The 25,533-nt window shown below is 63.9% G+C and carries 18 protein-coding genes; 8 read left to right on the top strand and 10 right to left on the bottom strand.

Features of this window, described 5'->3' with window-relative positions:
- Position 1 precedes the first annotated feature (1 nt).
- The 5 genes from F8197_RS04625 to F8197_RS04610 all read right to left on the bottom strand — a co-directional run bounded on the left by F8197_RS04625 (position 2) and on the right by F8197_RS04610 (position 3,383).
- Positions 2 to 985, bottom strand: coding sequence for a DUF1852 domain-containing protein (locus tag F8197_RS04625; protein WP_152880318.1), 984 nt, complete (start codon positions 983 to 985; stop codon positions 2 to 4).
- A gap of 107 nt (positions 986 to 1,092) precedes the next feature.
- Positions 1,093 to 1,989, bottom strand: a complete 897-nt coding sequence (locus F8197_RS04620) for a LysR family transcriptional regulator (protein WP_152880316.1) — start codon at positions 1,987 to 1,989, stop codon at positions 1,093 to 1,095.
- A 4-nt stretch (positions 1,990 to 1,993) separates the two neighbouring features.
- Positions 1,994 to 2,209, bottom strand: coding sequence for a hypothetical protein (locus F8197_RS28810; RefSeq protein WP_227012064.1), 216 nt, complete (start codon positions 2,207 to 2,209; stop codon positions 1,994 to 1,996).
- The gene (locus F8197_RS04615; protein ID WP_373996790.1) at positions 2,188 to 2,964 is read right to left on the bottom strand and encodes a class I SAM-dependent methyltransferase; all 777 of its coding nucleotides are present in this window, start codon (positions 2,962 to 2,964) and stop codon (positions 2,188 to 2,190) included. The genes F8197_RS28810 and F8197_RS04615 overlap by 22 nt, the downstream gene beginning before the upstream one ends.
- Entirely contained in the window at positions 2,964 to 3,383 is a 420-nt protein-coding gene (locus F8197_RS04610; RefSeq protein WP_152880314.1) for a helix-turn-helix domain-containing protein, read from the bottom strand. Before F8197_RS04610 ends, F8197_RS04615 begins: the two co-directional genes overlap by 1 nt.
- A gap of 39 nt (positions 3,384 to 3,422) precedes the next feature.
- Here F8197_RS04610 and F8197_RS04605 point away from each other — a divergent pair, with 39 nt between their 5' ends.
- A complete protein-coding gene (locus F8197_RS04605; protein ID WP_373996789.1) occupies positions 3,423 to 4,094 on the top strand; it encodes a cation diffusion facilitator family transporter in 672 nt (223 codons plus the stop codon).
- A 113-nt stretch (positions 4,095 to 4,207) separates the two neighbouring features.
- Here F8197_RS04605 and F8197_RS04600 read toward each other — a convergent pair whose 3' ends face one another.
- From F8197_RS04600 to F8197_RS04590, 3 genes are all read right to left on the bottom strand, one after another.
- Entirely contained in the window at positions 4,208 to 5,398 is a 1,191-nt protein-coding gene (locus F8197_RS04600) for a tyrosine-type recombinase/integrase (RefSeq protein ID WP_152880312.1), read from the bottom strand.
- A 158-nt stretch (positions 5,399 to 5,556) separates the two neighbouring features.
- Entirely contained in the window at positions 5,557 to 6,399 is an 843-nt protein-coding gene (gene yghU / locus F8197_RS04595; RefSeq protein ID WP_152880310.1) for a glutathione-dependent disulfide-bond oxidoreductase, read from the bottom strand.
- 60 nt (positions 6,400 to 6,459) lie between these two features.
- Complete coding sequence (locus F8197_RS04590; RefSeq protein ID WP_152880308.1) at positions 6,460 to 6,798, bottom strand: hypothetical protein; 339 nt, start codon at positions 6,796 to 6,798, stop codon at positions 6,460 to 6,462.
- A 144-nt stretch (positions 6,799 to 6,942) separates the two neighbouring features.
- Here F8197_RS04590 and F8197_RS04585 point away from each other — a divergent pair, with 144 nt between their 5' ends.
- Complete coding sequence (locus F8197_RS04585) at positions 6,943 to 8,919, top strand: U32 family peptidase (protein WP_152880306.1); 1,977 nt, start codon at positions 6,943 to 6,945, stop codon at positions 8,917 to 8,919.
- 42 nt (positions 8,920 to 8,961) lie between these two features.
- Here F8197_RS04585 and F8197_RS04580 read toward each other — a convergent pair whose 3' ends face one another.
- Positions 8,962 to 11,925, bottom strand: coding sequence for a triple tyrosine motif-containing protein (locus F8197_RS04580; protein WP_227012063.1), 2,964 nt, complete (start codon positions 11,923 to 11,925; stop codon positions 8,962 to 8,964).
- Positions 11,926 to 12,166: 241 nt separating this feature from the next.
- On the opposite strand from F8197_RS04580, the gene F8197_RS04575 reads away from it, so the two are divergent.
- The 6 genes from F8197_RS04575 (at position 12,167) to F8197_RS04550 (ending at position 23,708) form a co-directional block, all read left to right on the top strand.
- Positions 12,167 to 14,587, top strand: coding sequence for a glycoside hydrolase N-terminal domain-containing protein (locus F8197_RS04575; protein WP_152880304.1), 2,421 nt, complete (start codon positions 12,167 to 12,169; stop codon positions 14,585 to 14,587).
- A gap of 106 nt (positions 14,588 to 14,693) precedes the next feature.
- Positions 14,694 to 17,462 (top strand): di-heme oxidoredictase family protein, encoded by a 2,769-nt coding sequence (locus F8197_RS04570; protein WP_152880302.1) that lies wholly within the window; start codon positions 14,694 to 14,696, stop codon positions 17,460 to 17,462.
- Between the two features lie 93 nt (positions 17,463 to 17,555).
- Entirely contained in the window at positions 17,556 to 19,925 is a 2,370-nt protein-coding gene (locus F8197_RS04565) for an acyl-CoA dehydrogenase (RefSeq protein ID WP_152880300.1), read from the top strand.
- Between the two features lie 216 nt (positions 19,926 to 20,141).
- Positions 20,142 to 21,377: a DUF4861 domain-containing protein gene (locus F8197_RS04560; protein ID WP_152880298.1), complete on the top strand. Its 1,236-nt coding sequence runs from the start codon at positions 20,142 to 20,144 to the stop codon at positions 21,375 to 21,377.
- A 1-nt stretch (position 21,378) separates the two neighbouring features.
- A complete protein-coding gene (locus F8197_RS04555) occupies positions 21,379 to 22,731 on the top strand; it encodes a rhamnogalacturonan acetylesterase (protein WP_152880296.1) in 1,353 nt (450 codons plus the stop codon).
- Positions 22,731 to 23,708, top strand: coding sequence for a glycoside hydrolase family 43 protein (locus F8197_RS04550; RefSeq protein ID WP_152880294.1), 978 nt, complete (start codon positions 22,731 to 22,733; stop codon positions 23,706 to 23,708). The genes F8197_RS04555 and F8197_RS04550 overlap by 1 nt, the downstream gene beginning before the upstream one ends.
- A gap of 46 nt (positions 23,709 to 23,754) precedes the next feature.
- On the opposite strand, the gene F8197_RS04545 is transcribed toward F8197_RS04550, so the two are convergent.
- Positions 23,755 to 25,389 carry a rhamnogalacturonan acetylesterase gene (locus F8197_RS04545; protein ID WP_152880292.1) on the bottom strand — a complete coding sequence of 545 codons (1,635 nt, stop codon included), beginning with the start codon at positions 25,387 to 25,389 and terminating at the stop codon, positions 23,755 to 23,757.
- Between the last annotated feature and the right edge of the window lie 144 nt (positions 25,390 to 25,533).

The following is a 25,533-nucleotide window of genomic DNA, read 5'->3' as shown; positions in this document are numbered from 1 at the left end:
ATCAGTGCGCGTCATTCGCAGCCCATTGTTCAAGAATATTTTTGTACGGTTTGATGAAATGCTCTTCCGTATATTTGCCCTGCTTGACCGCCAGCTGGCTGCGCTCGTCGCGGTCATAGACAATTTGTGTCAACGAGTAATCCTGGTTTTTCAGGCTGGGCTGATACAGTTTTCCCGCTGCGGAATTGGCGTTATAGATCTCGGGCCGGTAAATCTTCTGGAACGTCTCCATCGTGCTGATGGTGCCGATGAGCTCCAGGTTGGTATAGTCGGCCAGCAGGTCGCCGATAAAATAAAACGCCAGCGGCGCAAAACTATTGGGCGGCATGAAGTAGCGAACCTTCATCCCCATTTTGTCGAAATACCGATCGGTCGGCGACAACTCATTTTGCTGGTACTCGACGCCCAGTATCGGGTGTACATTCTCGGTGCGGTGATAGACCTTGCTGCTCGAGGCGCTGATGCAAATGACCGGCGGCTTGCTGAAATGCTGTTTATAAGCGTCGGAATTGACAAAGTGCTTGAACAGTTTGCCGTGAAAATCGCCGAAATTATCGGGCGTGCCAAACGTGGCTTTATCGGCGTTATGCTCTGGCAGCAGGACGCTGAAGTCGTAATCGCGCACGTAAGACGAGAAGTTGTTGCCAGCGATGCCATCGGTGCGTTCGCCGGTTTTCTTGTCGATGATATTCGGTTTCAATATCTCGATCAGCGGCAATGCATCATTGCCGCCTGCGGCGCCGATCGTCATTTCTACTGAAATGATGTCGAGTTCGAGCGTATAGCGGTCGCCGTTGGGGTTGTCCCAGTGCGCCAGGTTGTTGAATCGGTTGTCGATCATGCGCAGGGTGTTGCGCAGATTTTCCTGGCGGCTTTTGCCCCTCGCCAAATTGGCGAAGTTGGTCGTCAGCCGCGTGTTGTCGGACGGATGATAGTTTTCATCGAAAACTATGCTCTTGATGTTGAAAGTAAAATCGTTGCTCATGGTGATCTGTCGTCCTGATTTCTGCAAGAAATGATGGAGCGATGATAACCATGGGAATCGTTGAAGTAAAATGGTCTTATTTCATACATCCATGAGCGCGGCTCATGTCACGCCGAGTAGCTTTCTGCCTTGCGCGCCATGGCGATGAACGATTGCAGGTAGTCGGTGTCGTAATCGACTTCGCGTGCGCCAAGGTAGATATGCTTCTGGATGCCCGTGGGGCCCAGGCGCAGCGTGCGCAGTTGCAGGTGCGGCGCGTAGTCGGTCACCAGCCACTTGGGCAGGGCGGTCACGCCACGGCCGCTGGCCACCATCTGCAACATGATGTCGGTGGTTTCGATGGTCTTGTGCCTGCGCGGCCCAACCTTGGCCGGCAGCAGGAACATATTATAGATGTCGAGCCTTTCGAGCGGGACCGGGTAGGTGATCAGCGTCTCTTCGTTCAACTGTTCCGGACGCACTTCCTGCTGATCGGCCCAGGGATGGTCCTTGTGCACCACCAGCACCTGTTCATAATCGAACACAGGTTCGAACCGCAGGCCCGGTTTGAGCAGTGGATCGGGCGTGACCAGCAAGTCGATCTCGAAACCGAACAGGGCGCCGATGCCGCCGAACTGGAATTTTTGTTTGACGTCCACATCCACGTGCGGCCACGCCGCCAGGTAGCCGCTGACGATTTTCAGCAGCCACTGGTAGCACGGATGGCACTCCATGCCGATGCGCAGCGTGCCGCGCTCGCCCTGGGCAAACTGGCGCAGGCGCTCTTCGGCCAAATCCAGTTGCGGAATCACGCGCTGGGCGACCGCATGCAGGTACTGGCCCGCCTGGGTAAGCCGCAACGTGCGTCCTTCCCGCAGCCAGATGTCGGTGCCCAGTTGCTGCTCGAGCTTTTTCATGCTGTGGCTCAGCGCAGACTGGGTCAGGTGCAGCACTTCGGCGGCTGCCGTCAGGGAGCCTTGTTTTTCAACTTCCAGCAGGGTGGCGAGATGGATACGTTCCAGCATGGTTTCAGCTGCCTTCGGACGTCGTTTTGCGAAAAACGCAGAACATGATGTCGCTTGGGAAGGCTGACAAGACGGGAATCGAACACAACACAGCAAAATACTGCAGGTACAAAGAGAAGCCCGAAATATCGCCAGTACAGCGAATCCGCTCGAACAGGCCTTTTTTGCGCAAGGAAGGCAACTGCCCGGAATACACGTTCACGAAGCCATGCTGGGCCACGAGCAGTTCCAGATTGCGTGGATTGAAATAATGAACGTGGGGGGGGAGGGCAGATCCTTTTGCCAAAGCCGGTTGAACGGATTGCGCCACCCTAGCCTGGCAAATATTTTTGATAAGCGGTAGAAAAATCCCCGGCTGTTCGGAAGATTAAGAACCAGCAGGCCGTTTTCGCTCAAGCGCGCATTGCATGCGTCCAGGGCGGAGGCAATATCAGGAATATGCTCGATAACGTCGTTAAACACGATGACATCGAATGATTCATCGGGCGTGAGCGCATCGGGAAAATAGCCAGGTCGTACCGGCAGGCCGCGCGAGGCGGTGCGGCTGCCAACCACCGAATCGGGCTCGACGCCCAGCACATCGAAATGCGCGCGCGCGGTCTCGAGAAACCATCCGTGCGCGCAACCCACATCAAGCAGGCGCCGCGCCCCCGGTTTCACATGCTTGAGCACCACGCTTAAAATGTCGCGAAAATTTTCCTGCCGCAGCGATTTCAAACCCACTTCACGCTCAAGCTCGTCAACCGGCGCGCCTTCCGGTTGCGCGTTGATTTTCACCGTCAGCGCAGAGCCTTCGTATCCACACGCGGAACATGAAATATGCCAATCAGTTAAACCTTGCAACTGCGGGGTGCTGCAAACAACACATTGCATAATGATCCTTGGGGCAGCGACATAGATCAGCAAGCTTAACTTATTAGCGATGTTTTTGAAATACCAACAGGCTTCACAGCGGGCCGGGTGGACGAAATACACTAATTCCCGACCGGAGGAACCTTTCTTGGGGTCAGCGCATCGATAATGCGGCAATCCGCCACCGTGCCGCCATGGCACGACACCAGCAATTGCGACAAGTGGTGCTTGAGTGCGCTCAGGTCGGCGATTTTCTGCTCGATTGTCGCCAGGTGTTCCTGCGTCAATTGATCGACCGTGCAGCAATCGTGTTCGCGCTGGTCCGACAGGTCCAGCAAATTGCGTACTTGATCGATCGAAAATCCCAGATCGCGGGCGCGGCAAACAAAACTCAGGCGCGCCAGGGCATCGCCGTCATAGCGGCGGTAGTTGCTGCCGGTACGGGCCGGTGCAGGTAGCAGGCCGATCTTTTCGTAATACCTGATGGTTGCCGCCGGCGTTTGCGCCGCCGTTGCCAGTTGCCCGATATTGAATGTCTCCATGATTGCGCTTGACCTTGAAGTGACTTCAACGTTTATAAAGTGGAAGTACGCATCAAGTCAAGTTCGATAAACCTGGGAGGCTCCATGGACGAATGCTGTTCAAACAAGGGGAAAGAAATCGCCGAACTGGCACTGAAAGCAGGCCAGCGCCGCGTGCTGCTGTGGGTGTTGGCGATCAACGCGGTGATGTTCGTGATCGAATTTTCTGCCGGCTACATCGCCAATTCGTCGGCGCTGATGGCCGATGCGGTGGACATGCTGGGCGACGCCATCGTCTATGTGCTGAGCTTGTTTGCTTTACACCGGGGAGCGCGCTGGGAGGCAGGCGCTGCGCTCGCCAAAGGCGGCATCATTTTCCTGTTCTTCATCGGTATCGTGGTGGAGATCGCCTACAAACTGCGCCATGGCGTTCCGCCATCGAGCGACCTGATGTTGATATTCGGCTTCCTGGCGCTGCTGGCCAACGTGACGTGCCTCGGACTGCTGTGGCGCTTCCGCAAAACCAACGTCAACATGAGCAGCACGTTCGAATGCTCGCGGAACGACGTGGTCGCCAACGTGGGTGTGTTGTGCGCGGGCGGGGCGGTGGCAATGTTCCATTCCGCCTGGCCCGACATCGTTATCGGTGTGTTGATTGCCCTGGTATTTCTTCGCTCGGCCATTCGTGTGACGAGGGAAGCCTGGCCGCAATTCAATCGGAGGTCGGCGTAATTTGCGGGAAGGTAGCCAAGCCGAGTTCGCTGGCTACGTGAAGAGGCCCGCGGAGGGAGAACTGGGAATCCGTTTCCCCGAGCGAGATTTTACATAATATAAATTATGCGAAGTTATGTATCCGACCCAACCCGAACCCCAGCCGACGCCAGAATTTCATCATGCCGCTCATTATCGCTCTTGTGCAAATACGCCGCCGTCGTCGCAATGCTGGCGTGACCAGCCGTTTCCTGCAGCGTTTTCAATTGCACGCCGTTGTTGGCGTGATTGGTCAACATGCTGTGGCGCAGCCAGTGCGCCGATGCCTGGCGCAATGTCGCGGCCATGTCCGCATCGCCGAACGCGTCGGCGGCGCCGGCTGCGGCGGCGAAGATGGCTTTGAGTGCGTCGGACGCTGCTTCGTCGGTGATGCGCACCAGCGCGTCACCCCGGCTCGACAGGACCAGCGGCGTGGTGTCGGTGCGGATGGTGTGCGGCAGCAAGCCAAAGGCGGCGCGGTATTGTCGGTAAGCGGACAGCATTTCGGGCGGCACCGGCAGCCGGCGCGGCTTGTTGCCTTTGCCGAGCACGTCGAGCCACCAGCGGCCGTTGCCTTCGGTGTAGAACGCGCCCATGTTGGCGCTGACGATTTCGTTGAGGCGCGCGCCGGTGTGAATGTAGGCCGTCAGCAGGAAGCGATCGCGTTCGCGGCGGCGCATGGCGGCTGGCGCAGGCGCCTCGCGCGTGGCGACTGTATGCAGCGCCAGGGCCAGCGCGTCGTGCGTAAGGTAGCGCGTGATGCGGCTGGCACTGGCCGTTTTGACGTGCTTGACCAGCGCCGCCGGATCGCGCCGCAGATAGCCTGTCTGCGTGGCGTACGCGAATAATCCCTTGACCGCGATCATGGCCTGGCGCCGGCTGGCGTCGGATAACGGGCCGCTGAACGGCCGGTAGCGTTCATCGCTGCGCGGCCACTTGGTGGTGGAAATCCACGAGGCCGGCGGCGCCTTGAGGAAGTCCTTGTAGCTATTGAGCTCGGCGACGCTGAGCTGGCGCAGCGTCTTGCCCGCCTCTTCCCGGCACCAGGTCAGGAAGCGGAACAGCTCTTTTTGGGTATTGGCGATCGATTTGGGGCCCAGTTCGCCGTGGCTGATGAATTCGCGGGCGATTTCGCTGTCGGTCTGGGCATCGGTGATGGCGTCCTCGGCGATGGTACGCAGGGCATCCCGGTCGCGCTGGCGCCGCTGCGCCGCGCCGTCGCTGTGCGCGGGAAACGGCTCGAGGTTGATGACGGCGAACTTCTTCTCTGGCGTTGGCAGCTGCATGGTCGATACCGGGCTAAAAGACTGTGTGAATATACAGCCAATTATACAGTATCGCATACAGTAATATTAATCGACAATATAGGTAGTAATGTCGAGTTAAATGAGTTGAGGAACTGCATGCTGCGGACATGTTTCCCGTCGTCCGCAGCATGAGTTACTTAGTCCAGGTCAGCCTTGTCATGGCGCTCCGCCAGTTGCACGGCTGGCTCGCCGAACACCCGGTTCACCCTGCGGCCGCGCTGCACCGCCGGCCGCGCGGCAATCTCTTCGGCCCAGCGCTTGACATGCTGGTACTCGTGCACCGACAGGAACTCGGCCGCATTGTAGAGCTGTCCCAGCACCATCCAGCCGTACCACGGCCAGATTGCCATGTCGGCAATCGTGTACTCGTCCCCTGCCACGTAGCGATGCTGCGCCAGCTGGCGGTCCAGCACGTCGAGCTGGCGCTTGGTTTCCATCGCATAGCGGTTGATCGGGTACTCGAGCTTTTCCGGCGCATACGCGTAGAAGTGACCGAAGCCGCCGCCCATGAACGGCGCCGAACCCATCTGCCAGAACAGCCAGTTCAGGGTTTCGGTCCGGGCACTGCCCTCTTTCGGCAGGAAGGCGCCGAATTTTTCGGCCAGGTGCACCAGGATCGAACCCGATTCGAACACGCGCTGCGGTTCTGCCCCGCTAAGGTCCAGCAGTGCCGGAATCTTGGAGTTGGGATTGATGTCCACGAAGCCGCTGCCGAACTGGTCGCCTTCGTTAATGCGGATCAGCCAGGCGTCGTACTCGGCGCCGGTGTGCCCTGCCGCCAGCAATTCCTCGAGCAGGATGGTGACCTTGACGCCATTGGGCGTGCCCAGCGAATACAGCTGCAACGGGTGTTTGCCGATTGGAAGTTCCTTGTCGTGCGTGGGGCCCGCTACCGGGCGGTTGATGCTGGCAAAGGTGCCGCCTGCCGTGGTGGGCGCGGTCCAGACTGCGGGCGGGACGTAATTGGTCGGTTCGGTCATGCAAATCTCCTAGGCACGCGCGCACGGGTGTCGGCGCGCGGATGGGTCATTCTAGCGGATTCACGCTTCGGCTACTTTTGTAGCGCTGGAATGCGATGCGTCCGACGGATAATCGTCGGCCGTGGGATCTGCGGGACCTGGAGAAGCTTTTACGGTTTTCAATTTGATATTGCGATACTTCTCGAGGGGAGGCAGGTGTTGGCAAGCGTCGCGGTTGCCATATGCGGCAACCCTCTGTGCAAATTTCCCAGCAGTACGTTCATTATTGAGCACCTTGTTCAATACCACTGAAAAAGCCTGAACCTCAGCGTCATCCGCGCCGCTGAAATGCAGCCCAGTGACATCTTCGATCGCTCTGTACAAGATGTCGTCTGCAATCGTCGCTATTTCGTCATTCATAACCGCCTCCCTGGCTGGATTGGGCATAGGACAATGTTGATTGAAGTATCAATCCCCATTAGACAAAGCAACAGCCATAAAGTTGCAACTGCCGCCGACATCCAACCCCGCTATAATGTCGCCCTTCACCAGAAGGAATCTGCCATGTCTCTGCTAGCCCACCAGCTCGAACTGCTGTCGCCCGCCAAAACCGCCGAAATCGGCCGGGAGGCCATCCTCCACGGTGCCGACGCTGTCTATATCGGCGGTCCCGCCTTTGGCGCCCGCCATAACGCCAGCAACCCGATCGAGGATATCTCGGCGCTGGTGCAGTTCGCGCATCGCTACCATGCGCGCATTTTCGTTACGCTCAACACCATCCTGCACGACTCGGAACTGGAAGGTGCGCGCAAGCAGATCTGGCAGTTGTACGAGGCCGGCGTCGATGCGCTGATCGTGCAGGACCTGGGCCTGATGGAAATGGACCTGCCGCCGATCCAGCTGCACGCCAGCACCCAGTGCGACATCCGCACGAAAGAGAAGGCGAAATTCCTCGGCGACGCCGGCTTCTCGCAGCTGGTGCTTGCGCGCGAACTGACCATCAACCAGATCCGCGACATCCACGCCGCCACCGACACCCCGCTCGAATATTTCGTGCACGGCGCGCTGTGCGTGGCGTTTTCCGGCCAGTGCTATATCTCGCACGCGGATACGGGCCGCAGCGCCAATCGCGGCGACTGCTCGCAGGCGTGCCGCCTGCCATACACGCTTTCCGATAACGCCGGCCGCGTGGTTGCCTACGACAAGCATTTGCTTTCAATGAAGGACAACGACCAGAGCCGCAACCTGGAAGCGCTGATCGATGCCGGCATCCGCTCGCTCAAGATCGAAGGCCGCTACAAGGACATGGGCTACGTGAAGAACATCACCGCCCACTACCGCCTGCTGCTCGACGAGATTCTCGAGCGCCGCACCGAATTCAAGCGCGCTGCCAGCGGCACCACCAGCATTCACTTCACGCCGGACGTGGAGAAAAATTTCAATCGCGGCCACACCGATTACTTCGCCAACGGCCGCACGGAAGAAATCGGCGCCTTCGACAGCCCGAAATACCTGGGCCTGGAACTGGGCACCGTCACCCGCGTGGCCACCGACCACTTCGACATGGTGTCGAACGCCCCGCTGGCCAACGGCGACGGCTTGAACTACATGAACAAGCGCGAAACCGTGGGCGTGCAGGCCAACGTCGCCAAGAAACTCGGCGACAGCAAGGATGGCGAATTGTGGCGCGTGTTCCCCAACGAAGCCTTCCTCGCCCTGCCCGGCTTCAAGCCCGGCATCGCCATCCACCGCAACCGCGACCACCAGTGGGAAGCGATCCTGAACAAGAAATCGGCAGATCGCAAGGTGTCGGTGCACGCCACCCTGTCCGAACTCGACGGCGGCGCGGGCCTGCGCCTGTCGCTGCTCGACGAAGACGGGTGCCTGAGTGTGACCGATGCGCCGATGGCGCTGCAACCGGCGCAGCAGGCCGACCAGGCCGCAGCCGGCCTGCGCGCCAGCCTGTCCAAGCTGGGCGCCACCATGTTTACGGCGTCGGACGTGGAACTCAATCTCTCGCAGCCGTGGTTCGTGCCGTCGGCCGCCATCAACGCGCTGCGCCGCGATGCGGTCGAAGCGCACGAAGCGGTGCGTCTCGCCGCATGGGAGCGGCCGCTGCGCAAGGCGTCGATCGAACCGCCGCCGGTGTACCCGGAAACGCAACTGAGCTACCTGGCCAACGTGTACAACGAAAAGGCGCGCGCGTTCTACCAGAAGCACGGCGTGCAGCTGATCGCCGCCGCCTACGAGGCGCACGAGGAAGCCGGCGAAGTGCCGCTGATGATCACCAAGCACTGCCTGCGCTTCTCGTTCAACCTGTGCCCCAAGCAGGCCAAGGGCGTGCAAGGCGTGCAGGGACAGGTAAAAGCTGAGCCGATGACCCTGGTCAGCGGCAAGGAAACCTACACCCTGCGCTTCGACTGCAAACCGTGCGAGATGCACGTGGTGGGCGCGATGAAGACCAACATCCTGAAGTCCGCCCCGCCATCCAACGTGGCCTACACGCCGATCAAGTTCCACCGCCAGCGCCCGGGCGCTTAAGGGAGCACTGGCGTCTTGCCCTGAAGGCCCGGTCAGGCGTCATCAGTATGCCTTGCGGGCCGGCACATGCAGCTTTACCTGTGTGCCGGCACCCGGTGCGCTATCGATGTCCAGCGTGCCGCTCAGGTTACGGGCGCGCTCGCGCATGCCCACCATACCCCAGTGCCCGGGGCGGTGGCCGGCGGCAGCCACGCTGTCATTGAGGCCCCGACCGTCATCGTCCACCCGCAGCGTCAGGCCGCCGGCTCCATACTCCAGCATCAGGGTGATCTTCCCCGCATCCGCATAGCGCGACGCATTGAACAGCGCTTCGCGGGCAATCGCGTAGATCTCATCCTGCACACCGGGCTGCAGGCGGTGCGGCGCGCCGCGCATCCGCATCTCGAACTGGTGGGCGCGATGCTCCGCCAGCCCCTTGCCGAACTGCTCGAGCGCGAGCCCCAGTTCCTCGGGCGACGCCGAGGCCCGCAAGTCCATGATCTGGTCGCGCCCTTCCACCAGCAGTTGCTCGGCCAGGTTGAGGGTTTGGTCCAGCCGCGCGCGTTCCTGCGTGCCTTCCTTGAGCAGCCGGCTGTGGGCGTCGAACGACAGCAACAGCGACTGCACGCTTTGCAGCAGGGTGTCGTGCAGCGCGCGGGCAATCCGGGTGCGCTCGGCCAGCCGTTCCTGCAGGCGCTCCTGCATGCGCCGGGTGAGGCTGCGGATGCGCAGCGCGTACGCGATGTAGAGCAGCAGCAGCGCCAATGCTGCCAGCAGCAGCTTGAACCAGCCGGTTTGCACGAAGGTCGGCGCGATGTCGATGTCGAGCGCGGCGCCGGCAGTGTTCCACAAGTTGTCCTCGTTGGAGGCGATCACCTCGAAGCGGTATTTGCCCGGCGCCAGATTGGTATAGTAGGCGGCGCGCCGCCCCACCGGCTCCTGCCAGTCGCGGTCCAGGCCCGCCAGCCGGTAACGCATGCGCACCCGCTCCGGGATCGAGAGGCTGAGCGCCGTAAAATCGATCTGCATGTCACGCGTCCCCTGCGGTAGCGCCAACGAGTGCGGCCCGGCTTCGCCGACTGGATGGCGCGCGCCTTCCGCCACCACCGCGACGATGCGCACGGGCGGCGGCAGGCGATTGCGCAGGATGTTGGCCGGGTCGATGGTGCCGACCGAACTGGTGGTGGCGTACCACAGCTTGCCGTCGCGGGCGCGCAGCAGCGACGGCACCGGGCGCAGTTGCGGTGCGTGGCCCTGCATGCCGTCGCGGGCGTCAAAGCGTTCAAATGCCAGCAGCGCCCTCGGATTGTTCGACCATGCGTCGAGGCTGGCGGCGGCGATGCGGAACAGGCCTTCCGCACCGTGCAGCCACAGGTCGCCGTCCGGCATGCGCACGATGCCGGAGACGCCGCGAAAGCGCTCGCCACGCTCGCCTGCCAGTACGACGAAGCCGCCATCGCGATACAGCGCCACGCCGTTCTCGGCGCCCACCCACATGCGCTGGCCGTCCGCATGCAGGGCCAGCACGGTGCCCAGTTCCAGCCCATGTGCTGCACCGAGGCGGCGCACGCCGCCGTCGCCCACCACGCTGATCTCGCTGCGCAAATGCCCGAGCCACAGATCGCCTTGACCATCAAGCGCCATGGTGGTGGTGAGCAGCTCGGAGATGCCGCGCAGGCCGCCGGACTTTACCCAGCGGCCATGCTCCAGCCGGTACACGCCCTTGCCGGCCGAGAACGAGGCCCACAGCGCGCCGTGGCGGTCCTGTTGCAACGCGTGCACGCGCAGACCCTTGACGTCGTCGGGAAAGCCGAACGTGGTCACCGCGCCATCGGGCGCGCGGCGCTTGACGCCGGCGGTGCCGCCCAGCCACAGCACGCCATCCTGCGCCGTGTGCGCGGCCGTGATTTCGCCGGCCACTTCGCGCTGGCGCGGTCCATCGGCGTCGTAGCTCCACACGTCGCCGGCATAGTCGCCCACCCAGATATCGCCTTCGGGGCCGGTCATCAGCGCGGGAAACTGCAGGCGCACCTTGCCCGGCATGGTAGTCAGGCGGTTGGGACGCAGCCGGTCGATGCCCTGCGACGTGCTGATCCACAGGTTGCCCTCGCGGTCCTGGAAACTGGTTGACAGCATCGGGCCACTGATACCGTTCAATTGCGACAGGCGCTGGTCCGGTGCGGCGGGACCGGCGCCCTTGACGCGGCGTTCCAGCGCATCGGCGTGCAGCACCCACTGCGTGCCCCGCTGGTCGTAGCGGAGCGACGATCCGTCCATGTCCGGCTTGATCACGGTGCCGGCCGGCGGCGCGGTACGCCGCACCTTGTAATAGCTATGCTGAAAATCCTGGGCCCAGATCGCGCCATCGGGCGCCTCTGCCAGCGCCACCCGCCCCTCGCGCGGCCATGACGGGCGAAAGCGCGACTCGCCCCTGGGCCTGAAATATGCGCCGATATTGGTGCCGATCCAGGTGGTGCCGTCGCGCGCGAACAGGATCTGGAACACACCCAGAGCCGGCAAGCCGGCGGTTGGCGGCAGATACTCGAAGCGCCGCGCGCCCGGCGCCAGCACCGCCACGCCGTCGCGCATCGCCGCCCAGACCGTGCCGTCGGGCGCCACCTCGATATGCATCACGCCCACCGGTTGCAGGCCGCCTGCTTCGGTATAGGTTTGCGCGCCATCCTTGCGAAATACCGAAACGCCGCCCACGCGGTCGCCCACCCACAGCGCGCCGTCGGGCGCCGTGGCCAGCGCCATGATGTTGCTGGTGGCAAGCGCATGGCCGTACACCTGCGTCACGCGCTCGAAATGGACGCCATCGAAGCGGAACAAGCCGGTGGGCGTGGCGACCCACAGCCAGCCATCGTCGCCCTGGGCGAACTTGGTGGCGCCGGTGGGCGCGCCATCGACTGCCGTCCACGCCGTGTGCGTGTACTCGGACAGCAGCGGCCGGGGCGCGGCCGCCCAGCAGCCGTGCGCCACGACCAGCAGTAGATACAACAACGCTTTGGGCAGGGACAAGCTCATGAACTGAAAACACCGTAACTGGGGCCGGAGAAGGATGCAGAATATAGCGGATAAATGGCTTCTTCGCAGCAGCAATACGGTAAGCGCCGTCGATCGCCCCGGCGCTGCCAAATTATCAGGCGATTGACACGAAACGCCCGGTTCATCGCCGTATCATCGACCACTCAATCACCACCAAAGTACAGCCATGCGCCCGACACTCGCTCGACTCGCAACCACCAGCCTCCTGGTGCTGCTTGCCATGTCCGCCCGCGCGGAACCGTCGAAACCCGACCTCACCCTGCACTACGACCGCCCGGCCGCCGCCTGGACCGAGGCGCTCCCGGTCGGTAATGGCCGCCTGGGCGCGATGGTGTTCGGCCGCCCCGGCGACGAACTGCTGCAACTGAACGAGGCCACCCTGTGGAGCGGCGGCCCGGTGGACAAGAACCTCAACCCCGGCGCCTTTGCCGCGCTGGGCGAAGTGCGCCAGGCCCTGGCCCGCGACGACTACGCAGCAGCCTACGCGCTGTCGCGCAAGCTGCAAGGCCGCTACACGGAAGGCTTCCTGCCGCTGGGCGACCTGCACCTGCGCCACGACCTGGCCGGCGCCCCGGCCACCGGCTACCGGCGCAGCCTCGATCTGCGCGACGGCATCCAGTCCACAGCCTTTACGGCAAATGGCGTGGCGTACCGGCGCGAGGTGTTCGCCTCGGTACCCGACCAGGTGATCGTGGTGCGGCTCACGGCCGACCAGCCGCGCAGCCTGAACCTGGAACTGGAAACGGCCAGTCTGCTCAAATCGACCAGCATGGCCACGGCAAACGGCCTGCGGCTGGCCGGCAAGGCGCCGGCCCACGTCGATCCCAGCTACGTCAAGCACAATCCCGAGCCGATCGTGGAGATCGATCCGACCGGATGCAAGGGCATGCGCTACGAGCTGCTGGTCAAGCCGGTGCTCGATGATGGCGACGGCACCGTGGAAACCGACGGCTCCCGCCTGCGCGTCCGCGCCGCGACCTCGGTCACGCTGCTGCTGTCGGCCGCCACCAGCTTTGCCGGCTACGACCGGTGCCCCGACAGCGCGGGACGCGACCAGCACGCGCTGGCGCAGGGCTACCTGGACGCCGCCGCCAAACGCAGCTACGCCGCGCTGCGCGCCGCCCACGTGGACAACTTCCGCAGCATGTTCGACCGTGTGTCGCTCACGCTGGACAGCAACGCGCCCGACCGCAGCGCCATTCCGACCGACCGCCGCCTGGCCGAGCACACCGCCGGCGCCGCCGATCCCGGACTGGAAGCGCTGTACGTCCAGTACGGCCGCTATCTGCTGATGTCGTCCTCGCGCACCCGCAACGCGCCGGCCAACCTGCAGGGCATCTGGAATCCCATCGTGCGCGCGCCATGGAGCAGCAACTACACCACCAACATCAACGTCCAGATGAATTACTGGCTGGTTGACAGCGCCAACCTGGGCGAACTGTTCACGCCAATGGACGACCTGATACGCAACCTGGCCGTCACCGGCGCCGAGACGGCCGCCTCGTACTACCACGCGCCCGGCTGGGCGGTGCACCACAATTCCGACGTCTGGGCCAGCAGCAATCCGGTCGGCGACTTCGGCAAGGGCGATCCCAAGTGGGCCAACTGGAGCATGGGCAGCGCCTGGCTCACCCGCCACCTGTGGGAGCACTACCAGTTCACCGGCGACCGCGATTACCTGCGCAGCGCCTACCCGGTCATGAAAGGCGCGGCGCAGTTCATGCTGGCCTGGTTGCAGCCCAACGCCCAGGGACAACTGGTAACCTCTCCTTCCACCTCGCCGGAAAACGCCTTTTATTATCGCGACCGCCAGACCGGCGTGGTCAGCGTGGCGTCCACCATGGACATCGCCATCGCCCGTGACTTGTTCCGCAACCTCGAAGCGGCCGGCAAGGAATTGAACATCGATGCGCCGTTCCGCCGCCAGGTGCGCGCGGCCAACGACAAGCTGCTGCCGTTCCAGGTGGGCGCGCGCGGCCAGTTGCAGGAATGGTCGAAAGACTTCGAGGAAGTGGAACCGCACCATCGCCACGTGTCGCACCTGTACGCGCTGCATCCGGCGCGCGACATCTCGCCGCTTGCCACGCCCAGGCTGGCCGACGCCGCGCGCCGCACGCTGGAACTGCGCGGCGACGACGGCACCGGCTGGGCGCTGGCGTGGAAGGTTAATATGTGGGCGCGGCTGCTCGATGGCGACCACGCCTACAAGTTGTTCCGCAACCTGCTGCGCCTGACCAAACCAGGCGACAAGCACGGCGGCGCCTACGCCAACCTGTTCGACGCCCATCCGCCGTTCCAGATCGACGGCAATTTTGCCGGTACCGCCGGCGTGATCGAGATGCTGTTGCAAAGTCAGAATGGCGAATTGCACCTGCTGCCGGCGCTGCCGGCCGCGTGGCGCGATGGTGAAGTCAAGGGACTGGTCGGGCGCGGCAACTTCGTGGTCGATATCGACTGGGGTCAGGGGCAATTGAAATCGGCGCGCATCACCGCGCGGCGCGATGGCCGCTGCGTGCTGCGCACCGCCGTGCCGGTGCAGGTGGCCGGCGTAAAAGCCGCCAGCCGGCGCGATGCCCTCGGCTATACCACCACGTTCAACGCGGTGCGGGGCAAGGCTTATGCCGTAACTCCTGCGCGTTGAAAGTGGCGGTCGGTGTGGCCGGCGTGGCTCCAATGGTACGCATGTGATAGCATTAATGTTTCCATGTGGCACTATTATGCCGCCGTCAAATGCCGAGGGGCCTGTCTTGATCGCACTACACACCATCACCACCCGCATGCTGCCACTCGGCGTAGCATTGGCCCTGGCAGCATGCGGCGGGGGCGGCGGCGAGAAATCGGCAGCTTCCACGCCCGATCCGGTGCAAGTGCAGCCGCCGCCGGTGGTGGCCGTGCCAGCGCCGATCGTCAGCGATCCGGGCCAGCCAGGCGTGGTCGTCAAGCCGGCCGCCGCCACGTCGTCGGCCGTGGAAAATCCGGCCATGTCGGCCTTTCAAGCTATCGACGGCAGTGTGACCACGCGCTGGTCCAGCACCGCCGTCGATAACGCGTACATCCAGTTCGATTTCGGCGCCAGCACCGCCATCGGCTACATGAAACTGCTGTGGGAAGACTCGTACGCAAAACAGTACGCGGTGCAGGTGTCCGACGATGGCCAGAACTGGTCGCAGCTGCGCTACGTGACCGACGGCCGCGGCGGCGCCGAGGAGTTCTTCAACCTGGGCGCACGGGCGCGCTATCTGCGCGTGCAGGGCGTGGAACGCGCCACGCAGTACGGTTACTCGCTGTTCGAGGTGGAGTTCAAGTCGCCCGGCAATGACAACACCCTGCCCACGGCCACGACTTCTGCGCTGCGCTATCCCGCCAGCGGCGCCGGCTGGACGCCGCTGCCCGCGAGCGCCGAACCGCTCGAGACGCTGCAGTTCACCCTGGCCGACGGCACGCTGGTCACGCGTTTCGGCGCGCGCGGGCTGGCGCGCCACGGGCGCGAACGGGGCGAGGACTGGAACGAAATCGGCTACGGCCCCAATGACACCGTGGATCCGGCCACCGGCCTGCCGGTGGACAAGGGCCCAGGCAACTACCTCACCTTCGTGCCGCAGTATTTCAAGAACCGCACCTGGGGCGTGGAGATCATCGACAACAGCCGCGTGGCCGGCGTGGCCAAGCCTACTTTGATCGTCAACCAGTACACCACCGTCGATTTCCTGCCCGGCGGCGTGGCCTTTTTTCGCGGCTTCGACCGTCCCGGCGTGACCGGCTACGGCTGGATGGCGCCCGGCGAACTGGTGGACCGCGGTGTCGCCGTCTGCAAACCCACGCCCTACCCCGCCAACGGCAAGCTGGCTACCGCCACCGGCATCAACGGCGCCTGCACCTTGCAGGTCAAGGACTACCCGGGCCACGGCGGCCTCGATGCCGCCGGCATGCCGAACAATGTCCATGTGCCGGCACGGGCGCTGGCCGTGGGCGACGTTATCGAGGTATCGCCGTCGATGTTTTCCACCACCGCCGCCATGGGCGCCATTGGCGACACCGGCGGCATCCGCTACTACTCGGCGGAGTGGATCTACGTGGTGGGCGCCGGTTTGCGGCCGTGGTATGGCGTGCAGCCGCGTTTGAACTCGGTGCCGCTGCCGGCAGCCACGCTGGCCGGCGGCCTCGGTTCGGTGTCCTACAACTACAGCGACAACGGCCTGTTCATGTTCCAGCAACCGCATAACCACATCGGCATGCAGAACATGCAGCGCTTCGTGGAGGGCCGGCGCCTGGTGCACACCAGCTTTACCACCGGTGAGCACAACGAACCTGGCAACGACCGCTATGCAGCGGCGGTGGGCCTGCAGGGCCAGCGCTTCAACCAGTCGGCCTGCATCGCGTGCCACGTCAACAACGGCCGCAGCCCGGCGCCCGCCGCCATCAACCAGCGCCTGGACACGATGTCGGTGCGGGTGGCCGCCATCGACGCCAACGGCGTGCAGTCGCCGCATCCGCAATATGGTGCGGCGGTGCAGATGAACGGCGTGTCCGCTACCGGCGCGCGCCAGAACTGGGGCAGTGGCGTGCGCGTGGCGGCGTTCGATACGCGCCAGGTCACGCTGGCCGACGGCACCGTGGTCGAGCTGCGCAAGCCCGCCATCGCCTTCGACGGCGCCACCCCGGCGGCGGTATCGCTGCGCGCAGCCCAGCCGATGATGGGCACCGGCCTGCTCGAGGCGATCCCGGAAGCGGAGATCCTGTCGCACGTGCGATCTTCCCCGGACGCCGACGGTGTCATCGGCGTGGCCAACTTCGTGTTCGATCCGGAGTCGGGCGCGGTGCGCCTGGGCCGCTTCGGCTGGAAGGCGTCGAAGGCCAGCCTACGCCATCAAACCGCGTCGGCGCTGCTGGCCGACATGGCGGTCACGTCGCCGGTCTATCGCAACCGGTCGTGCCACACCGATCCCGCCGGCTGCGGCGCGGCGGCCGCGCAGCCGGGCATCACCGAAGCCGACCTGCAACTGATCACCCAGTACCTGGCGCTGGTGGCGGTGCCGGCCCAGCGCAGCATGCCGAGCGGCTTCCCCAGGGGGGTGGCGCCGCTGGACGAGCACCGCGTGGATGCCGCCCAGGTGGCGGCCGGCGCGCGGCTGTTCAACGGTATGCGCTGCGTGGCCTGCCACACGGCGCAAATGACCACCGGCAGCGGCCACCTGTTCGCGGAACTGCGCAACCAGACCATCGCGCCATATTCCGACCTGCTGCTGCACGATATGGGCCCCGGCCTGGCCGACAACCTGGTGGAAGGACAAGCGAAAGGCAATATGTGGCGCACCGCGCCGCTGTGGGGCATCGGCTATACCGACAAGGTGATGGGCAGCGCCGGCAGCGTCGGCTACCTGCATGACGGTCGCGCACGTAACCTGACCGAGGCGATCCTGTGGCACGACGGCGAAGCGGCGCGGGCGCGGCAGCGCTTCGAACAGCTGTCCAGGACCGACCGCGACGCCGTGCTGGCGTTTTTGAAGTCGCTGTAAGCTGGGCTGCGGCACTGCGCACTATGAGCGCAGCCGCACAGTGGCGCATCGCGGTCCGCAGTATGGTGCTCCTAAAAACAGGAGGAGCACATCATGATTTTCTGGACCATAGTGGTATTGCTGATCGGCGTACCAGCCGTGATCCTCGGCGTGCCGGCACTGCGCCGCAGCCTGGTCACGCCGCATATCTTTGCGCTGTTCAAGCGCATCCTGCCCGCCATGTCCGACACCGAACGCGACGCACTCGAAGCCGGCACCACCTGGTGGGACGCCGACCTGTTCTCGGGCCGGCCCGACTGGGACAAGCTGATGAAATTGCCCAAGCCCACGCTCACCGCCGAAGAACAGTCGTTCCTCGACGTGGAAGTGCGCCACCTGTGCGAACTGGTGGACGACTGGGAATCGACGCAAGTGTGGCAAGGCATTCCCGCGCCGGCCTGGCAGTATGCGCGCGACAAGGGCTTTCTCGGCATGATCATCCCCAGGGAGTACGGCGGCAAGGCCTTCTCCGCGTACATGCACTCGCAGGTGGTGATGCAGCTGTCCACCCGCTCGTCGGCACTGGCCGTGCAGGTGATGGTGCCCAACTCGCTGGGACCGGCCGAACTGCTGCTCCACTATGGCACCGAAGAACAAAAAAACTACTATCTGCCACGCCTGGCCGCCGGCAAGGAAATCCCGTGCTTCGCGCTCACCAGCCCCTACGCGGGGTCCGATGCCGCCGCCATTCCCGACACCGGCGTGGTCTGCATGGGCACCCACGAAGGCCGCGAGACGCTGGGCTTGCGCATCACCTGGAACAAGCGATACATCACGCTGGGCCCCATCGCCACCCTGCTTGGCCTGGCATTCCGCGTGGTCGATCCAGACCGGCTGCTGCCTCCCGGGACCGATACCGGCATCACCTGCGCGCTGATACCCACCACCCACGAGGGCGTGGTGATCGGCCGCCGCCACTGGCCGCTGGGCGCCGTGTTCCAGAACGGCCCTACCAGCGGCAAGGACGTGTTCATTCCGATGGACTGGATCATCGGCGGGCCGCAGCAGATCGGCAAGGGCTGGCGCATGTTGATGGAGTGCCTGGCTGCCGGTCGCGCGATATCCCTGCCATCGACCAGCGTGGGCACCGCCAAGCTGGCCGTGCGCGGCACCAGCGCCTATTGCGCGATCCGGCGCCAGTTCAAAACGCCGATCGGCAAGTTCGAAGGCGTGCAGGAAGCGCTGGCCCGCATGGGCGGCAACCTGTACATGATGGACGCCACCCGCAAGCTGTCCGCGCTGGCCGTGGACCTCGGCGAGAAGCCGGCCGTGATCTCGGCCATCGCCAAGTACCACGTCACCGAACGAGGACGCGCGGTGGTCAACGACGGCATGGACATCCTGGGCGGCAAGGGCATCTGCATGGGGCCCAGCAATTTCCTCGGCCGCGCCTACCAGCAGATCCCGATCGCCATTACGGTGGAGGGCGCCAACATCCTCACGCGCTGCCTGATCATCTTTGGCCAGGGCGCCATTCGCGCCCATCCCTACGTGCTGCGCGAAATGCACGCCACGGCCGACAAGGACCAGCGCCGCGCCGAGCTGGAATTCGACGACGCCTTCTTCGGCCACGTGCGCTTCGTGTGCGCCAATGCCGCGCGCGGCCTGTGGTACGCGCTCACCGGCGCCAGTTCCGCGCCCGTGCCGCAGCAGGCCGATCCCGCCATGGCCGGCTATTACCGCGCCGTCGGCCGCATGTCCACCGCCTTTGCGCTGCTGACCGACACCTCGATGTTCGTGCTGGGCGGAGAACTCAAGCGCCGCGAACGCATCTCCGCCCGCCTGGGCGATGCGCTGTCGATGCTGTACCTGGTGAGCGCCACGCTCAAGCGATTCGAAGACGACGGTCGCCAGGCCGACGATGCGCCGTACGTGCACTGGTCGGTGCAGGACGCGCTGCACAAGGCACAACTGGCGCTCGCCGGAGTGCTCGACAACTTCCCCAACCGCTTCATCGCCGGCGCCGTGCGCGTGCTGCTGTTCCCGTTCGGGATGCCGTACGCGGAACCGAACGACGACCTAGGCGGCGACGTGGCGCGCGCCATGCAGACGGCCGGCCCGAGCCGCGAACGCCTGCTGGCCGACGGCTTCCTGGCCGACGATCTGCGCGACCCGGTCGCCTGCGGCGAACTGGCTTTCGCCCTGCTGCCGCAGGTGGACGCCATCGAGCATCGCCTGAAACCCGTCGTGCGCGCCGGCCAGCTCGAAGCGATGCCGCAAACCCTGCCGCTGCTGGACCAGTGGAGCGCGCACGCGGTGTCGCTTGGCCTGCTCACGCCGGAGGAGCGCCGCACACTGGCCGACTTCGCACGCTTTACCGACCTGTCGGTGCATGTCGATGACTTTTCGCCCGACCTCAATGCGGCCGTCGATGCAGAACAACGCCGCCGCATGACGGCGCCGGCCATCGTCCTGGAGGTGTGACACTGCGGTGTGAACCTGGTTTTACGCCATCTACTCACGAAAGTGATTAGATGGCGCGAAGCGTTGACACTCTCAATCAGACTATCGATACTCCAACGATCATGGCGTGCTTTGCGGGGCTAACCGATTGCGGTACAGTCTACGCGTTGCGCCTCTGCGCGATACCCCCTATCGTTGTATCACTTGCCTCACTCGTATCGAAGGACTGGTAAATACATGAAACTACGTCAGCAGCTGTTCGTCCCCGCAATCCTGTTCACCGCCCTGGCCAGCGCCGGCATCGTCAACGCCGCCGAGCGCCTGACTGTCACCGTCACCCACACGCTGGACCAGGCCCGCCCATCGGAAACCATCACCATCCCCTGGACCGAAGTCAATCGCGCCCTGCCTGGTGCGCTGCTGCAGAAGATCGCCGTCAAGGATGCTGCGGGCAAGGTGCTGCCATACCAGGTGACCAATGTGGCGCCGCAGGCCAAGGATCCGAAAAACGAAGGCATCGCCTACGGCGAGCTGATTTTCCAGCATGACTTCGCCCCGGGCGAAAAGAAGGCCACCTTCACGGTCGAGAAAATCGACACCGTGGCGCCGGTCTTCCCGAGCAAGGTGTCGGCCCGCTACATCCAGGAACGTCTCGACGATTTCGCCTGGGAGAACGACAAGGTGGCGCACCGTACCTATGGTCCCGCGCTGGCGGCGCCTGCCGCCGAAGGCAGCGGCAAGGAGGTGCTGGTCACCAGCGGCATGGACATCTGGTTCAAGCGCGTACCGTACCCGATCGTCGATCGCTGGTACAACAAGGGCCACGACCATTACCATGACGACGAAGGCGAAGGCATGGACATGTACAACGTCGGCAAGTCGCGCGGCGCCGGCGGCGCCGGCATCTGGGACGGCAAGACCCTGTACACGGGCGTGAACTACGCCGGCTGGAAAGTGATCGCCAATGGCCCGATCCGCGCCATCTTCGAGCTGTCGTACGACGCCTGGGATGCCGGCGGCGCCAAGGTCTCGGAAGTGAAGCGCTTCACCGTCGATGCCGGCCACTACTTCGACCAGATCGACAGCACTTTCAACTTCACCGGTCCGCAGCAGCTCACCGCCGCCATCGGCCTGAACAAAACCCCGGCCGACAAGGGCCAGGACGCCAAGGTGCAGCCGATCACGCAACCGGCCGACCGCGCGCTGCTGCAATGGGTGGAACAGAAATCGAACGGCGCCTTCGGCACCGCGATCATCGTGCCGACCGCCGGCGAAAAGGACTACGCCGAAGACAAGCTCAATGCGCTGATCACCGCGAAAATCGTTTCCGGCCAGCCGCTGCGCTACTACGTGGGCGCCGGCTGGACCCGCGCCGGCGACTTCGCCAAGCGCGAAGACTGGACCAAGTACGTGTCGGCCCAGGCCGCGCGCGTACGCGCACCGGTCACGGTCGCGCTGTCAGCCACCAAGTAATATGAAACTTCACCGACAGGGCACTCCTTCCCTGCCGGTGGCGCGCCGGGTCTCCTCGGCGCTGCTGCTGGCAGGGTTTTCTACACTCGCCATCCTCGGCCCGGGCCACGCCCATGCAGCAGAGGCCTGGCACTTCAGCTTTGGCGCGGCCAGGGACGGCTACACCACGGTGGATGCCAGCATGGCGTACGATGCGAAACGCGGGTTCGGCTTCGAACCGGGCGCGGAAGTGCGCACCGCCGGGTACCTGGTCGCAACCAAACCGTCCTATTTCACCGCCGACGTCCCCGAGGGTAACTACAACGTTACCGTCAAACTGGGCGCGGCCGGTACGGCTTCCAACACCACCATCAAGTCCGAACTGCGGCGCCTGATGCTCGAGAATGTGAGCACGGCCAGCGGCACGACGGAAACCCGCACCTTCACCGTCAACGTGCGCACGCCGCGCATCAAGGCCGTGGCGGGCGTGGCGGCGGGCGTGGTGGACCTCAAGGTGCCGCGCGAAACGGTATCCGAAGCGCGCGCCTGGGACCAGCGTCTCACGCTCGAGATCAACGGCAGCAACCCGGTGATCCAGTCGATCGACATCGTGCCGGTAACCGCGCCAACCATCTTCCTGCTGGGCGACTCCACCGTATCCGACCAGCCGGGCGAACCGTTCAACAGCTGGGGCCAGATGCTGCCGCGCTTTTTCAAGCCCGGCATCGCGGTGGCCAACCTGGCGCAGTCGGGCGAAACCTACCGCGACTCGCTGTCGCGCCGGCGCCTGGACAAGGTCCTGAGCATGATGCGCCCCGGCGACACGGTCCTGATGCAGTTCGGCCACAACGACCAGAAGCAGATCAAGGACAACAAGGGCGGCCCGTTCACCACGTACAAGGACGAAATCCGCCAGCACGTGGAAGCCATCCGCAAGCACGGCGGCATCCCGGTTATCATGTCGTCGATGGAGCGCCGCCGTTTCGACGACGCCGGCAAGCCGCAGGAAACCCTGACCGACTACGCCACCGCCGCGCGCCAGTCGGCCAAAGAACTGGGCACCGCCTTCATCGACCTGCACGCCATGAGTTTGCCGCTGTACGCGGCGCTGGGCGTGGAAGGTTCCAAGCTGGCCTTCGCTGAACCGCAGCCGGGCAAGCTCGATAACACCCACCACAATGCCTACGGCAGCTACGAGCTGGCGCAGGCGGTTACCACCGGCTTGCGCCAGGCCGGCGTGCCGGCGGCGCAGTGGATCGCCGACGGCTACGGCAATTTCGATCCGTCGCATCCCGATCCGGTGGCGAAATTCGCCGTGCCAGTCAGCCCCACTTTCACCAATGAGCGTCCGCTGGGCGACGAGGGCAACCGCTGATGATGGGAATTCCGAAGAGCCGCAATTTTCTTTTCAACGTGCGCCGGCTGGCCGCTGGTGCGATGCTGGCTGCGGCCAGCATCGCCTCCCAGGCGGCGGACAATTACCTGTTCGCCTACTTCACCGAGAACGGCCAGGACGGCCTGCATTTCGCCCGCAGCACCGATGGCTACAAGTGGGACAAAGTGGCCGGTGGCCGCAGCTTCCTCACGCCCGTTGTCGGCAATTCAAAGCTGATGCGCGACCCGTGCATCGTGCGCGGTCCCGACGGCACTTTCCACATGGTGTGGACGTCGGGCTGGAACGAGAACAATATCGGTTACGCGTCGTCGAAAGACCTGGTCAACTGGTCGAAGCAGCAGCAGGTACCGGTGATGGCGCACGAACCAGGTTCGCTCAACGCCTGGGCGCCGGAAATCGTCTACGACGACAAGCGCGGCGAGTTTCTGATCTTCTGGGCCTCCACCATCCCCGGCCGCTTCCCGGCCACCGACGGCTCGTCGGAAGACAAGTACAACCACCGCATGTACGCGACCACCACGCGCGATTTTAAAACGTACACGCCGACCAAACTGTTTTACGATCCCGGTTTCTCGGTGATCGACGCCACCTTCGTCAACTTCAAGGGCAAGAACCACCTGCTGGTGAAGGACGAAACCCGCAACCCGCCGAAAAAGCATCTGCAAGTGGCCGACGCACCCGACCTGCAAGGACCGTTCGGCAAACTGGGCGCACCGATCACGCCACCCAAGCTGTGGGTGGAAGGCCCGACCGCGCTGCAGATCGGCGACGACGTGGTGCTGTACTACGACGCCTACATCACCAAGCACTACGGCGCCATGCGCTCGCGCGACCTGGTGCACTGGGAAGACGTGTCTGACAAGATGCAGTTCCCCGACGAAGGCACGAAAAAGCGCATGCGGCACGGTACCGTGATTGCCGTGCCGGAGGAAGTCGTGGCAGGGCTGGAGAACTAACCAGGGTCATCCCCGCGCAAGCGGGGAATCGCGCTGGCACCACCGATTACTTCAAATACTTCGCCAGCGGCTTGCCTGGCAAACCATTAAACGCATCGACCACGCGCGCCGCATTGAACTGGGCGCCGGCTTCGTTGGTGTGCGTGCGCGCGTCCGAGAAATAGGTATCGACCACTTGCGCGCCCTGCTTGCGGTAGGCGTCGCTCACCACCATCGTCAGATCCGCGTAAAGCGCGCCACCCTTGGCAGCCACTTCCTGGTCCCACTGGGCGAAGCTGGCGAAGTCGCGGGCGTTTTCCCACACGTCGCGGTGCGGCACCGGCGACAGCAGGATCACGGTTGCACCCTTGGCCTTTGCATCGGCCACGTAGCGCGCCATGTACCAGCCGAAGGTGTGGACTTGCTCCTTGCTGCCATCGGGCTTGGTGTCTTCCACGGTCTCGGGGCCGGTGCCTGCCACCGAAGCGCGGTTCTTGTTGGCGGGGTCGCCGATGCGGCCGCCGTCGTTGTGGCCGAACTGGATCGCGACGAAGTCGCCCGGCTTCATCTGCTCGAGCACCCGGGTCCAGCGGCCTTCGGTGAAAAAGGTACGGCTGCTGCGGCCACCGATGGCGTGGTTGACGACGTTGATCTTGCTGGTGTCGAAGTGGGTGGCGATGCGCTCGCCCCAGCCGATGGCGCCGCCAGCGCCGCCGCTCTTGACGGTGGAGTCGCCGACCAGGAACAAATTGGGCAGCGCCGGATCACGCGGCTGCACGCCGGCGACCTTGGCGCCGTCCACCACGGGACGTTCATCCTCGGCCGCAGGGATGGCACGGCCGGCGTCGTTCAGCGCGCTCAAGGCATCCCCCGCCAGCGGCGGGCGCAGCGCCTTCAGGCCCGCTACCACGACCTTCGCATTGAACTCGGCACCGGCCATATTGGTGTGCGTGCGTTCGTCAGGCGGGAACATCAGGTTGGCCTTGTCGCGGCCCATGGCGTCGTACTGCTTCGCGATGGTCTCATTCAGATCGATGAAGCCGACCTTTTCCTGGGCGGCCACCTGCTTGGCCCAGCTGCCGTAGCTGTCGGCTGCGCGCGCGACCTTGCCATCCGTACCCCAGTTGTTACGCGGGATCGGCGAGCAGATGACCGGCGTGGCGCCGCGCGCCTTGATCTGCGCGACGTAACTGCGCAGGTACCAGCCGTAGGTGTGCACCACTTCGTCCTGCTTGGTGATCAGGTTGTTGATCGCTTCCGATTCTTCGCCGGTGCCCTTGATGGTGCCGCGCGCACGCACGGTGTCGTTGACCGGGCCGCTGTCGTTGTGGCCGAACTGGATCAGCACCACGTCGCCGGCCTTGATCAGCGGCAGCGTGCGTTCCCAGTGGCCGGAACTCATGTAGGTGCGGCTGCTCAAGCCGCCCACGGCGCGATTGACGACGTTGATTTTTGCGGGATCGAAGTACGCGGCGATCGGGTTACCCCAGCCCCACTGGCCGGCCGCGCCCTTGCCCTGGCCATCGTCGTGACCATTGCGCACGGTGGAGTCGCCGATCATGATCAGCGACGGCAGCTTGGGGTTGGCGGGATCGGGTAGCGTGACCTTGGCGTTGCGTGGGTCGGTGTTGGCAGGGGCTTGTGCCATTACACCAGCGGCGCAGCACAGCATGAGGAAAAAGGAGGCGAGATATTTGTTCATGGTACCAATTCTATGCGAGGATTTTTCCACCCCAGTTCTTGACGTTTAAAGAATCAGGAACATGAGCAATACGCACCCGCGTATCGGCCCACAATCGTACCCTCTCCATCCTTTTTCGGCCAATAATGATTTCCAAATTACTTA

This window comes from Duganella sp. FT27W, from assembly GCF_009295655.1.
Classification (GTDB): Bacteria; Pseudomonadota; Gammaproteobacteria; order Burkholderiales; family Burkholderiaceae_D; genus Rugamonas; species Rugamonas zoogloeoides.
The sequence above is the reverse complement of the archived record's forward strand: the minus strand, read 5'-3'. Positions and strand labels throughout refer to the sequence as shown.

Excerpts from the sequence above, each read along its gene's own strand:
- F8197_RS04625 (WP_152880318.1), bottom strand. The coding sequence starts at position 985 with ATGAGCAACGATTTTACTTTCAACATCAAGAGCATAGTTTTCGATGAA.
- F8197_RS04620 (WP_152880316.1), bottom strand. The coding sequence starts at position 1,989 with ATGCTGGAACGTATCCATCTCGCCACCCTGCTGGAAGTTGAAAAACAA.
- F8197_RS04610 (WP_152880314.1), bottom strand. The coding sequence starts at position 3,383 with ATGGAGACATTCAATATCGGGCAACTGGCAACGGCGGCGCAAACGCCG.
- F8197_RS04600 (WP_152880312.1), bottom strand. The coding sequence starts at position 5,398 with ATGCAGCTGCCAACGCCAGAGAAGAAGTTCGCCGTCATCAACCTCGAG.
- yghU (WP_152880310.1), bottom strand. The coding sequence starts at position 6,399 with ATGACCGAACCGACCAATTACGTCCCGCCCGCAGTCTGGACCGCGCCC.
- F8197_RS04590 (WP_152880308.1), bottom strand. The coding sequence starts at position 6,798 with ATGAATGACGAAATAGCGACGATTGCAGACGACATCTTGTACAGAGCG.
- F8197_RS04585 (WP_152880306.1), top strand. The coding sequence starts at position 6,943 with ATGTCTCTGCTAGCCCACCAGCTCGAACTGCTGTCGCCCGCCAAAACC.
- F8197_RS04580 (WP_227012063.1), bottom strand. The coding sequence starts at position 11,925 with ATGAGCTTGTCCCTGCCCAAAGCGTTGTTGTATCTACTGCTGGTCGTG.
- F8197_RS04575 (WP_152880304.1), top strand. The coding sequence starts at position 12,167 with ATGTCCGCCCGCGCGGAACCGTCGAAACCCGACCTCACCCTGCACTAC.
- F8197_RS04565 (WP_152880300.1), top strand. The coding sequence starts at position 17,556 with ATGATTTTCTGGACCATAGTGGTATTGCTGATCGGCGTACCAGCCGTG.
- F8197_RS04560 (WP_152880298.1), top strand. The coding sequence starts at position 20,142 with ATGAAACTACGTCAGCAGCTGTTCGTCCCCGCAATCCTGTTCACCGCC.
- F8197_RS04555 (WP_152880296.1), top strand. The coding sequence starts at position 21,379 with ATGAAACTTCACCGACAGGGCACTCCTTCCCTGCCGGTGGCGCGCCGG.
- F8197_RS04550 (WP_152880294.1), top strand. The coding sequence starts at position 22,731 with ATGATGGGAATTCCGAAGAGCCGCAATTTTCTTTTCAACGTGCGCCGG.
- F8197_RS04545 (WP_152880292.1), bottom strand. The coding sequence starts at position 25,389 with ATGAACAAATATCTCGCCTCCTTTTTCCTCATGCTGTGCTGCGCCGCT.